A 12808-nucleotide genomic window follows, 5' to 3' on the forward strand; every position below is an offset into this window, starting at 1 on the left:
ATGACGTTTTCTTAAAGTCCCTTTGTTATCACCGGAAGTCCGAAGAAGCCTTTCTGTAAAGTCAATTTCTTTGCTTTGCCTTTCCGTGCCTTGTTATAGGTAGAAAGTGATACGTGCAACGTTTCCACAGTTCCGTTCTCAAAAGCCACCTGTAGATAGTATTCCTTACGCACACCATCCGACACATAACGCCGCTTACCTACCCGGCGTGTTTTCTTATGCGTCTCCTGATACTTCTTCTGCACAACAACCGTTTCTTCTTGTGTAGAAGAAGGGTCCGCCAAACAATAATTGCCTGCAAGAAATAAAGCATAGCTAATAGTTCCCACACATATCAGATGACACAGAAGATTGACCGCTTTATTATCCCCTGCCGTCAGCCATGCCCATTTTTTATAAAGAGGAAATGTAGCGATAGCTATCACTGATGCCACTCCGACAGGTATCCACCACTCTGTCAATGTATCTTCATTAATAGCATAACCAATGCCCCACGAAATAAGAAGCACAAAGACCATTAGAACACGAAGTATCTTAATAAATATATTTTTCATGCTATTGCTATGTGTATTGTTGCAGTACATATTAATGGGAAGGATAAAAACATATCTTTAAATCTGGAGTCCGAAATGAAAACAGATAAATGGATATTATTATTCCCAAGAAGAAACCTATGCCGAAATTTATAAAGTATTTTTTCTTTCCCATAATCTGTAAACTCATATGCGGACAAAAGTACAAAAACTACGATTCAGTTTATCATCTATTTGTCGTTTTTTTATCAAGCCTGTATAAAAAACAAATACCGGATATTCATGAAAAGCATTTTGCTATCATGGATATCCGGTATCAGAGAATATTATATTACTTATTTCATGCTATCATAAAGCGCTTTCGCTTCTGCTGCCGTGAATGCACGGTTATACACCAGATAATCATCTATATAACCATCCATAAAGTTTTCATAAGAACGAGAACCTTCTGCTCCTCTATACATCGCACCTATAAAATAAGGATTACGGTCGACAGGTTTTAAGCCTTTATTGAGTGCTTCCGCTTCTTTTACTCCGTCAATATACAAATAGGTACTTCCATTGGTATGTACACATACGTAATGATGCCATTCGCCATCCGTCATTGACTTTGTTTTAAAGTCAGTCCAGTTTCCGGAAAGCCCTGTGTACTCAATGACGTATCTTATAAACGGACTGGATTTTTGGAACCTGAACCAAGTCTGTTTATTCTTTCCGTCTGCACTGGCATTAGGACCGGCCCCATGCTGGAATACACCTATATTAGTAGCAGTCTTATTTGATGTTTTCACCCAGAAAGAAGTAGTCACCGGGGTTGCCTGGAAATCTAACGCATCATTATCCGGCAACGACAAGAAAGCATAATTCTGATTATCCTTACTTCTGAACTCGGCACAAGTAAATCCTTCCTTACGGGCAGGTGCATTAAAGTTGACATCCATATTATCTCCCAGTTTAAGAACTTCCGGATGGATAGCATTGGGACCCATATCTTTACTGTCACCTTCGAACGGATAGAAAAGAACAATATCCGCACTTGGCAATACTGTAATATATCCTTCCTGTTCGGCAGTAGAAGTATTCATGTCATTTGAAGCGACTAAAGTAACTTTATACCTGCCGGCTGTTGAATAAGTGACAGTCGGATTCTGCTCATTGGAAGTAGAAGGCGTTCCGCCTTCGAATGTCCAGTTCCAACGTGTAGGACGTCCCAAGCTGGCATCTTTGAATGATACAGTTCCACCTTCTATAACCATGCGCCGGTCTGCTGTGACATCTGCTGCAACAGAGTTCTTATCAATAATATTCAGATAGTTCTCTTTTGTAAGCGTAGCCGTCGTCTTGGGATTAGTTACGGTTAGTTTAACTGAGTAAACTCCCGGTTCAAATATCAGACTCGGATTCTGTTCTGTCGATGTAACCGTACGACCTTCTGTGGGAATAAATTCCCACGACCAAGCGGACGGGAAGCCAATGGACAAATCCGTAAAACTAATAGTCTCATCACTCAATGCCTGGGTTTTATTGGATTTAAATGCTACGGTAATTTCATCAGGATAGACAACAGTTATAAATTGCTGTATCTCTGTTTCGGCATTTTCTGTTCCCCGACCTACTCTTAATTTTACGGCATAAGTTCCCGGATGATTATACACGATTTCCGGGCTGAACAGGTTAGACACACCGGGTTCTCCACCCTCAAAAGCCCAATCCCATCGTACAGGCTCTCCGGCAGACTTATCCATAAAACATACCTTCTCCCCTGCGGATATAGTTTGTTTGTCTGAAATAAAGTCTGCATTCAACAGTACTTGTTCCTCGTCTTTGCAGGCATAAAAGAACCCTACACATACGAGCAGGAAATATATTATCTTTTTCATATCAATCTATTTTTTAATTCTACGCATTGTTTTATTGCAACTGTGACAACTCAACATTCTGAAAAGCAATGCCGCCGATATTCTTGAATCCATATTCATATAAAACTCCAATCATACCGTCAGGATAACGGGCAATATCCGAGTATCCCCCATAATCACTGCCTGTATAGGAATATTGCTTCTTCCAGGTTACTCCGTCGTCTTCGCTCATCTTCAACGTATTATTATTGCGATTGGTTTGGCTGTCCGGATTCGAGAACAAAATAATTCCTTTACCATCATCTCCCAAACCGTAAAAGAGTATGGAACCCTGACATATCGGCTCTTTCAATGTAGTGTACTTACACGGACTCCATGTCAGTCCGCCGTCCATACTGGTAGAAACCATCCTGTATTTTTCCGTATCGGACTGCTTACGCATATTCAGCATTAAATCACCGTTACTTAATTCGGTTACGGTACTCTCATTCGTATAATCCACGTCCATGATACCACCCAAATGCCAGGTTTCCCCCTTATCATCCGAATATATCACATGAGAACGTCCCGCGCCGGAAGTAGTAGTATTATGATTGCACGACACTACGATTCTCCCCTTATGAGGTTCAAACTGTTTCACTATTCCATGACAAGGCCCCGTAGCATACCATCTGTATTTGTCAGGAGTAACGGAAGCGGTTATGTCTTTTTCTTTCGCCCATGTCAATCCCTCATCATCCGAATAGGTCATAAATATGGAATTAGTCCCCGTTGCCCCCGGATTCCAGCAAGACAATAAAATGACACGGTTGATATCCGGCAAATAAACAGGCACTTGGTTGCGGCAACGGTTTTCGCCATCATCCTTGACCGTTATCAACGGTCCCCAGGTCTTCCCTCTATCTGTGGAACGCTTTAATACGATGTCAATATCCCCTTCATCTTCAGGGCCATTGCGACGTCCCTCGGCAAATGCCAATATCGTACCACTATTAGTAATTACCATTGTGGGGATTCTGAAATAAGCATATCCTTCCCTATTGATAGAATATGGCTTGCTTGTGGGAACCGGTAAAGAAGATATGCTCGGCTCCACATCATTGCATGCTGTCGTTACAAACAACAGGCACGCCCATGCAAATATTAAGTTTAAATTCTTCATTGCTTCTACTTTTTAATAACCGTCAGTTTGTTCCAAATTAGGATTCAAATCAATCATCTTCCTCAAAATCGGGAAATACAACGGAGTGGATTTACCAACCAAATTAGGAATATAACTATAAATATCAATGGTACCCGCATGGTGCGCCCGCATCAGGTCAGGCCAGCGCTTCAACTCGAAACACAATTCCCTGCCCCGTTCGTCCAATATCTCTTTCTGTACCACTTTCTGGTTAGTGCTTCCGGTATAAACTCCGATTCCGGCACGATTACGGGTAGAGAACATGGCATCAATAGCTTTCTGTACATTATCACCACCCAGGTAACATAACAATTCCGCTTTCAGCAATTTGACTTCGCCCAGACGATAGACTACGATATCATTATCATAATAACGGTCGTCGGTATAGGCTGTCCCCCGGAATTTATTCTGTGAAGTAAAGGCTACCGCCCCTTTCGAATTTATGGCATTGATGTACGCTGACGAAGCCCGGTTGTCCTTGTCACTGAAAAGTGAAATCAGACGGGGAGACGGTGCATACACGTGACGTGCGATTGTGGAGTTGGTGTACGGAATATCTTCTTTGTTCACGATATCGTTAGTCAGCAGTCCGGCTGCGGCAGACATGGACAACGTAGACATATACATATTGTTATATTCATCCTTCTTCAAATAAATGGAGAAAATGATTTCGCTGTTCTTCTTGTTTGCCACATCGAAGATATCCGCATATTTATCCATCATACCCACACCGCACTTTTCCACTTCTTCCAATGCGGAAATTGCATCCGTCAAATCATTCTTGTCATTACTCTTCTGAACCGTATATTTCCATGCCAGCGCTTCTGCTTTCAGACATAACGCAGCAGGTCTTGAAATCCGGTTCTTATCCAGAATATTCGTTTCCGGGAACAGGTCGATTGCAGTCCGGACATCTGAAAGAATTTGTGTCATCACTTCAGAAGCTGTACTACGCGCCGGACGTGATTCCTTATCATAGGATTCTGTCGGATTTAAAACAATAGGCACGTCTCCCCACATCTGAGTTAAAGTGAGATAAGCTTTTGCCCTGAAAGTATATGCCTGTGCCAGAATACGTTTCTTCTCATTTTCCAGTGTAAAGTCAATTCCCGGAGCATATTTGATTATCATATTGCAATGATGAATGTTCTCATAGAAAGTACGCCAGTCCAATCCATATTCTTCATTCAATTCATGCTGGTGCGAACGCGAAACGCCGCCAATCACTCCCGATACCATAGCATCTCCACGGTCTTCTCCATACAGGGTGGTACTGGTCATTCCTCTGTAATCCGAATAAAGACCATTCAGATAACCTTTCACATCAGATTCCGATTTCCAATAATTTGCCATAGTTATTTCGGAAATAGGGTCTATCTCCAAAATAGATTCACAACTACCCAAGGTGCAGGCAGCCATTATACTAAACAGTATTAATTTAGCTCTCATCATCGTTTACTTTAATGTTACATTGTGAATTTTACAGAGAATATAAACTGGCGCGGACGGGAATATTTGCCGGCATCAGCGCCAACTACCTCAGGAGTAAGTCCGTCATAAGCAGTCCAATATCCTAAATTATAGACAGCAGCCGTCAAGTCCAGCGTTTCAATCTTAGCGGCACGCAGCCACTTGGTACGCAACGGATACGACAGGGAGACTTCACGGAATGCCAGATAATCACCTTTCTTTATATACAAGGTATTGGCACTACCGCCGCTAAAACCAATTGTAGAACTGCTCGGACGACCATGGTTACGCTTTCCGTTGTCCCAGTCGGACTCCACATCATAACGGGGAATAGAAGCTATGTCACCCGGCTTGTGCCACATCTTGTTACTGGCTACATCATGAATCGTTGCAAAGTTATTCCGTGAATTTGCGTTCGCCTGTGCCCTGAAATGGTTATCAATCACATTTCCTAATGAAAAGTCCGTGGCAATCCGTAAAGTAAAACTCTTGTAAGTGAAGGTATTATTGAAAGAACCCATCTTATCTGGATGAATATAACCTACGAACACCATGTCTTTGGAGTTAATGATACCGTTTCCGTCCACATCACGCCAGATTGCATCACCTGCACATTTTCCTTTGCCCAGCCATCCGGAAGATACTCCTTCATCATACGGAGCATTGGCCGCATCTTCATCCGTTGAATAAACCCCGTCCAACTGATAAGCAAAGCGGGAACCGAAGCGTTCTCCTTCTGCAAATCCACCAACCTCAACATATTTTCCCAGTTTCGGGTCGAAAATGATTCCGCCGCCGGTACGATTCTTGTCTGCTCCATTATTGGGTAGCTTGCCGATAGTTGTTCTCCAAATCGAGAAATTGGCATCTACATTCCAACGGAAATCATGAGTTTGTATGGGAATCGCATTGATGGCTATTTCCACCCCTTTCGTGTTCAAAGAACCGAAATTGGACTTGATGGAAGCAAATCCCGTTTCCGACCATAAGTTCTCGTTCAGCAAACGGTTCGTTGTCTTTTTATAATAGGCATCGAAAGACAGATTGATGCGGTTATTCAGGAAACCGGCTTCAAGTCCCAAATCGGTTGAGGTTGTTTCTTCCCATAACAGATTGCGGTTCATAAGCACTGTATTCAATATACCTGCTTCGCCTGCATAGTTCTTACCGGCTTCATAAGAGCCTTCCGTATTCTCCAGTGCAAGGTTGTCATATCCTGTTTTTCCCCAACTGGCTCTAAGTTTCAAATTGCTGACCACTTTCGACAAAGGTTCAAAGAAAGCCTCACGATGCATGTTCCATCCGGCAGATACACCCGGAAAAGCTGCAAACTTATGATTGGCTGCAAAGTGGGAAGAACCGTCATAACGGATACTTGCAGAGAACAGGTATTTCATATCATAATTGTAATTGACACGCCCGAAGTAACTGTTCATCTTCTTCTCCTCAAAAGTGGAAGTGGTCTTGGCTGATTCAGCCGCAATGCCGTTCAGTGTTTCGATATAATCCGATGTGCCGCCATAACCGGAACCACTGAAACGATACCAGTTATCATAAATATAGTTGCCACCGACCATCAAATCCAGGTTATGCTTATCCTTTATCGTCTTCGTATAGTTCAAAATAAGGTCATACTGATAATGCAGGTCCATATTATGTGCTTCGGACACCGGTCTGTTCTTCACCACTTCATTGTATCTCTCGAAATTGTGGTCTTTACCTTCATTATTGGTGTACGAGAACATGGGTTTGAGATGCAGTCCCGGAATAATCTCCCAATCCAGTTCGGCAGAAAGATTGATTCGGCTCACCCTGTTTTCTTTTTCCTGATAATACACTTCATGCAGACGAGTACGGAATGAGCTTGTCAATTCACCCGGAGCCGGAGTTCCGTCTTCATAATATTGGCGTACCGTAGGCGGCATCTTGGCAGCCCGTGACATTACATTGTTCTCGTTAATGCCCGCGGTCGTTCTCATGGAGTAGTTTACCATACCTCTTACTGTAAGGTTCTTGCGAATCTTGTACGAAGCATTTGTCAGAAAACTCCAACGATTGTAATTAGTACCTACAACAATACCGTCTTGAGTAAGATAGCCCAGACTCATATAGTAAGTCGCTTTCTCGTTACCCCCACTGAAGTTTATATTAAAATCATGGTTGACCGGCGTCTGGAAGAGATTATCCTGAAAGTCCGTTTCCTTAAAAATCAGCATCTTGCCGGGATTGGCAGGGTCTTCCATCATCTCCCACCCCTGGTTATACAACAGGTCTTCCACATACCCCTGACCATAATTAGTTATATAATCATCCAGAAAAGCGGTTGTATTCAAAGCGTTCCGTTTGTTGGCAGTGCTCATCGCAAACGTGCCTGACAGATATTTATCCGGGTCGGTTGCGTGCAGCGCAGCCGTACGGGTTGCGGTGAGATATTCACGAGCACCGGACAGCGGCATTCTTTTCGGCTGGTGGTCTACGGATAATCCGTAGCTGAATGAGATGCTTCCTTTGCCAGCTTTACCCTGTTTGGTCGTAATCATAACAATACCACGGGAAGCCTTCGAACCATAAATGGCTGTCGAAGCTGCGTCCTTCAGTACTTGTATCGTTTCTATATCCGCATAATTAATATCCTTCATTGTACGAATCACACCGTCGATGATTACCATAGGAGAATCACTTTCAGGCGCGGTAGTCGTTCCGCCGCGTACTATAATCTGCGGGTCGGCTCCCGGCTGACCGGAATTTACACGGATTTCCATTCCCGGCACTTTTCCCTGCAACATTGACATCGGATTTCCCGTCGGCGAAATTGCCATATCTTTTGAATCCACTTTAGTGATGGCACTCGTCAACGCTGCCTTAGACTGTTTACCGTACCCGATAACAACAACATCTGACAAGGCAACCGAACTGCTTCTCATCGTCACCAGGATATTACTCCGTCCCTTTACCGGTATCTCCTGTTTTTCCATTCCTACAAATGAAAATACCAGAATACCGTCTGCCGGAGCAGTGATGGAATATTTTCCATCCAAATCTGTTACTGTTCCTTGTTGAGAACCTTTCACCAGAACCGAAACCCCTATTAACGGTTCGTGTGTATCGTCCAAAACAACTCCGTTTACAGTTACCTTCTTTTGTTCCATGCCCGAAGCTTCGAGTGAAGCCGAAAATACGGGCATGCAGAAAGAGAGGATAACCAGTAAGATACCCGACATGCGGAATAGCTTACTCTTTAATAAAAATGCATTTAACATAAATTGTAGATTACAAGTTAATAACTCTAATTTCAAGTTTTTCTATTTTCTCGTCTCATATAGTATAAAATTATTTTGCAACAAAAGGAGAAGCCGGCAATCCGAAGTTTGAAAATAAATTCAACGGCTGATAATTCCTGAACCCGTACTTAACCCCTATCGGTTCGGGAACTTGTTCGCTAGTCAGCACCACTTTGGTTTTATTATCAAAAAGAACCGCCTTCGCCGGATAATAAACGCCATCTTTTCCGGCAATCTCAAATCCGACAATTTCCCGGTCATACGATGTCATCCCCATTTCTGCATAATCGAACTCCACAATTATCTTTTCCTTATCTATTGCAAAAGACTTGTAAAGAGGACCGCTATAAGGTGTTCCGCTACGCTGGTAAGTTTTCGCCAATGCCCACAGAGCAAACCGCTTCCCTACACTCTCCTTGTCAGAGGGGTGTACACAGGTGCGATTTCCAATATCCGCCGTGACAACCATGCCTGCGTTGGGAATCTCCTTCAAACATTCCAGTTGCACTTGCCGGATTTCGGCAGCTTCCGTCTTATCCGCATTTTTCCGCCCGTAATCATAAGGGGCTATCTGCACATAATAAAAAGGAAATTCGCCCTGGTTCCATTCCTTCCGCCAAGACTCTACCATCGCCGGAAACAACCGTTTATATACCTGCGGATTATTTAAGTTACTTTCTCCCTGATACCAGATAGTACCTTTAATGGTGAATTGCTTTATCGGATGAATCATCGCATTGTATAGTAACGTAGGTTCGTCTTTCGGTCTGGCGATGTCTTTAGGGTCTTTGGTCAGTACTGATAAAGATATTTCCGGAAACTTTTCCGTATATACCTCTTTATGAATCCATGACTCAATCTTGGAACCGCCCCAACTGGAACAAATGACGCCTACCGGCATATTCAAAACTTTACGCAGATAACTTGCAAAGAAATAGGCAGTGGCACTGAAATCTGCAACATTGGCCGGAGTAGACTCCATCCAGGGAGTTGCCACGCAATCATCCAACAATGTCTGGCTACTATTTATTTTAAGCGTAACCATACGGATATTATCAGACGGCGAAGCGGTTGCAATTACGTCACATGAACCTTTTACCGGTTGTCCCCTGAATCCCTTTACAGGCATTTCCATATTCGACTGCCCCGAACATAACCACACTTCTCCTATCAGAATATTGGTAAGTGCCACAGGTTCCCCATCGGATATGGTAATGCTATATGGACCGCCGGCAGAAGGCGTCTGTACTTGTAGTTTCCATGTACCGTCCGAAGTGGAAGTGGTTGTATAGGTCTTATTATCCCAAGATGTTTTAACTGTGATTTTCCGGGAATGGGAAGCCCATCCCCACAGGTTAGCATTGGTATTCTGCTGCAACACCATATCATTCCCTATAATTGCCGGTAGCTTTACCTTTGCCGCCAAAGGTAAAAGACAAAGCATACCGACAATTATGCATAGTACCTTTTTCATGATTTATAGTTTTTAAATATTAATCCTTCATATCAATGGTCTTAGGTCGCAGACAGGTGACCAGAATGACCAGCATTATCAATACGAATATTGCCAGAAGCGCGAAATCTCGTCCCAAATGTCCGGCATCCGTAGATTCTCCCAGGATACTGGTTATTGCCGCTCCCGCAAATACTCCGCACATATTCATAATACCATAAGCCGTTGCCCTGTAACGGGCTGAAACAAACTGGCAAAGAATCGGCATATTATTTGCGTCGAACATTCCGAATCCCACTCCGAACAGAACCGTTCCCATCACCAATGCGAAAATGGAATGACCGAATCCGATGAACAATAAAGAGGGGATAATAAAAGCCAATCCCAAAGCTCCCGTATATACTCTTCCACGCACATTTTTGAGCACCCATCGGTCAGATATATATCCGCCGACTAATACTCCGAACAGTGAAGATAAAGCGATGGAGATGGTAGACATCGGCCCTGCCACGGAAATATCAATAGACAGGCTCTCTGAAAAGAGAGTCGGCAACCAGTTTTTCGCCGCCCATCCCGGAGTCCCCGGCACACAGAAGTAAAACAGGATAATCCAGAAAAAGACGTTGGAGAACAACATACCCAAGCTTTTCAGAACCGGTATCCTTTTCACTTTCTCCTGTATGGCAGAGACAGTTCCCCTTTCCTTATCCCGCAAGAAAAAAGCCAGAATGACACCATAGCCTATACCAATAATACCAAACCAATGGAATGTACTGTGCCAAGAATACATGGCTGCAAAAGTAGCTCCGAAACCACCTATTGCCTGCCCGACATAAAGTCCCGTCATATGTATTCCCACTGCCAGCGAACGTGTCTTGTCCTGATGAAAATCAGCTATCAGAGACAGGGCGGCGGGCAAATACAATGCTTCACTCACTCCCATAATTCCACGAAGCCAGTAGAGTTGGTCAAAAGTAGTGGCATACCCCATCAGGTAAGTAACTCCGGACCATACACACAAACTGCCTACAATCAACCATTTGCGGCTCATACGGTCGCCGATAATCCCGGAAATGGGACTCATCAGTCCGTATATCCACAGGAAGACCGCCATCAATCTGCCGAAATTGGCTGCCGATTCCAGTTCACGGACATCTGCCATCATAGGAATCCGCATGGTAGAAAGCATCTGCCTGTCCATATAGTTGAGTAAAGCAACTCCCCATAGTAATCCGACTACTACCCAAGGATATATATTTGAAGTTTTACTGTTCATGACCTACCTGTTTAGAATTTCCGTCAAATCAATTTTAATAAAAGCCATATTTGCCTGACTGCTTTCATATAATATCCCTATTGAATTTTCATCTATTGACGTGATACTGGAATAACCGGCACTACGATATTGGTCAAACAGAATCCAGTATTTTTCAGGCCATGTCATTCCGTCGTCAAAACTTACTTTCAAAGTCAATTTATCCCGTGTCTTATAATCGCTGGGATTGGCAAATAATAATATACTTTTCTTTTCTCCGCCCACGGTATAATTATGCCGGTGCAAGCTTGCCATACACGTTGGTTCCACCAATGCTTTCCGTGACGTGGGATGCTCTGTCCATGTCTCGCCCAAATCTGTTGTCGTACAGATTCTCCGGCCATTCACTTCTTTATTACCCCGGTTTCTGTTGTCGCGCATATTCAGCATTACAGTACCGTCACTTAATTGGGCTGCATTACATTCCGTCACATTCGAATAAGCAGGATTGCTGGTTGTCCATGTCTTTCCGTGGTCTTTACTAAAGGTTATATTGGAGAATGCGGTTCCTTTCTCATCGCGTCCTTGCGTAGGAAAGACCAGAGTACCATCCGCCAGGGTTATTCCTTGTCCGGGAGCCGGAGCAAACAACCACCATTCAGGGCGTTTGGTCTTACCAGTTATATTATCGGGGAAGCTCCATGTCAGTCCGTCGTCCGTACTTTTTGTTATCAAAAACTGGCAGGTTTCTTTCAGACCGGTTCCCGGTTGCGAGCCTTTCTTCCGCCACTGGTGTATCCAGTAAGTACTGTTTTCATTCAGCCCCTCTATCCACTTGCCATTATCATCCAATGCACCGTGCATCCACAATCCGGCTATATAAATGTCATTTGTGTTTTTATCCACAAGGATACATGCATCGCTTACTCCATTAAACTTTTGCGGCAGTCCGCCCCATTCTCCCATATCCAACACCGTCTGGATGGGTTGCCATGTCAGTCCTTTGTCAAAGCTACGATGAAGAGCGATATCTATGTTTCCCTGTAAATCGCGGGTTAAATCATAACGGGCATCAAATATAGCCAGCAGAGTTCCGTTGTTACTGGTAGCCAGTCCCGGAATACGTGAAGAAACGATACCATCCTGTCCTTTCTGTCTCAATGCCACTCCTACCCTCAAGGGTACAGCATCCTTATTCGAGGCTTTCAGTTCTCCCCGGCTGGTTTTTATCCGGCTACAATTCACACTAACACGATGTGTCAACGAAACCGTATCTTTCAAGGTCACCGCTATCCAAAAAGACAAGGAATCATCTTTCACTTGTATATTATCTGTAAAAGATATTTTCCGTGCAGCAGGCATCGGTTTACATATCAGACGAGACTCATCTATCAACCCGTTTTTTTGAGTTCCATACACCGCAACAGAAAGAATATCAGACAAATCCGTACTTCCTTGCAAGTCGACATCAATCTGACGGATGGTGTAAGGACGGTTGCCTGTTTGAATCAAAGTTGCTTTAATAGTCGGATTAATCTGCTTCTTGACCAAAACAGGGATGACAGGTCTTTCCAATTCGAACCTTATATCTTTACCCAAAGATATATCCGGTATCCATAGCAAAATCATCGAAAATATGATAAATATTTTCTTACTTACTTTCATAGTATCTTTATTTTAGGTAAATTTGAACGCATTTAACTAGATTAGGGGGAGATAGACAGGAAGTAAAGTAGCTAACCCCAGCAATACACTTTTACTGTCATCTCCTCTT

The 12808-nt window shown here is 43.4% G+C and carries 8 protein-coding genes; all 8 read right to left on the reverse strand.

Annotated features, from left to right (window positions below):
- Positions 1-11: 11 nt before the first annotated feature.
- Complete coding sequence (locus tag BacF7301_RS22325; RefSeq protein WP_167966268.1) at positions 12-554, reverse strand: hypothetical protein; 543 nt, start codon at positions 552-554, stop codon at positions 12-14.
- Positions 555-868: 314 nt separating this feature from the next.
- Positions 869-2413 (reverse strand): PKD domain-containing protein, encoded by a 1545-nt coding sequence (locus BacF7301_RS22330; protein ID WP_167966269.1) that lies wholly within the window; start codon positions 2411-2413, stop codon positions 869-871.
- 31 nt (positions 2414-2444) lie between these two features.
- A complete protein-coding gene (locus BacF7301_RS22335) occupies positions 2445-3554 on the reverse strand; it encodes a sialidase family protein (protein ID WP_167966271.1) in 1110 nt (369 codons plus the stop codon).
- Positions 3555-3566: 12 nt separating this feature from the next.
- Positions 3567-5027 carry a RagB/SusD family nutrient uptake outer membrane protein gene (locus BacF7301_RS22340; RefSeq protein ID WP_167966273.1) on the reverse strand — a complete coding sequence of 487 codons (1461 nt, stop codon included), beginning with the start codon at positions 5025-5027 and terminating at the stop codon, positions 3567-3569.
- Between the two features lie 14 nt (positions 5028-5041).
- Positions 5042-8305, reverse strand: a complete 3264-nt coding sequence (locus BacF7301_RS22345; protein WP_167966275.1) for a SusC/RagA family TonB-linked outer membrane protein — start codon at positions 8303-8305, stop codon at positions 5042-5044.
- Between the two features lie 70 nt (positions 8306-8375).
- The gene (locus BacF7301_RS22350) at positions 8376-9800 is read right to left on the reverse strand and encodes a sialate O-acetylesterase (protein ID WP_167966277.1); all 1425 of its coding nucleotides are present in this window, start codon (positions 9798-9800) and stop codon (positions 8376-8378) included.
- A 19-nt stretch (positions 9801-9819) separates the two neighbouring features.
- A complete protein-coding gene (locus BacF7301_RS22355) occupies positions 9820-11055 on the reverse strand; it encodes an MFS transporter (protein ID WP_167966279.1) in 1236 nt (411 codons plus the stop codon).
- Between the two features lie 3 nt (positions 11056-11058).
- A complete protein-coding gene (locus tag BacF7301_RS22360) occupies positions 11059-12699 on the reverse strand; it encodes a sialidase family protein (RefSeq protein ID WP_167966281.1) in 1641 nt (546 codons plus the stop codon).
- Positions 12700-12808: the final 109 nt, after the last annotated feature.

The sequence above is a fragment of the Bacteroides faecium genome (assembly GCF_012113595.1).
Classification (GTDB): Bacteria; Bacteroidota; Bacteroidia; order Bacteroidales; family Bacteroidaceae; genus Bacteroides; species Bacteroides faecium.

Bases quoted from the DNA above. Each gene is read 5' to 3' on its own strand.
- BacF7301_RS22325 (WP_167966268.1), bottom strand. From the start codon at position 554: ATGAAAAATATATTTATTAAGATACTTCGTGTTCTAATGGTCTTTGTG.
- BacF7301_RS22330 (WP_167966269.1), bottom strand. From the start codon at position 2,413: ATGAAAAAGATAATATATTTCCTGCTCGTATGTGTAGGGTTCTTTTAT.
- BacF7301_RS22335 (WP_167966271.1), bottom strand. From the start codon at position 3,554: ATGAAGAATTTAAACTTAATATTTGCATGGGCGTGCCTGTTGTTTGTA.
- BacF7301_RS22340 (WP_167966273.1), bottom strand. From the start codon at position 5,027: ATGATGAGAGCTAAATTAATACTGTTTAGTATAATGGCTGCCTGCACC.
- BacF7301_RS22345 (WP_167966275.1), bottom strand. From the start codon at position 8,305: ATGTTAAATGCATTTTTATTAAAGAGTAAGCTATTCCGCATGTCGGGT.
- BacF7301_RS22350 (WP_167966277.1), bottom strand. From the start codon at position 9,800: ATGAAAAAGGTACTATGCATAATTGTCGGTATGCTTTGTCTTTTACCT.
- BacF7301_RS22355 (WP_167966279.1), bottom strand. From the start codon at position 11,055: ATGAACAGTAAAACTTCAAATATATATCCTTGGGTAGTAGTCGGATTA.
- BacF7301_RS22360 (WP_167966281.1), bottom strand. From the start codon at position 12,699: ATGAAAGTAAGTAAGAAAATATTTATCATATTTTCGATGATTTTGCTA.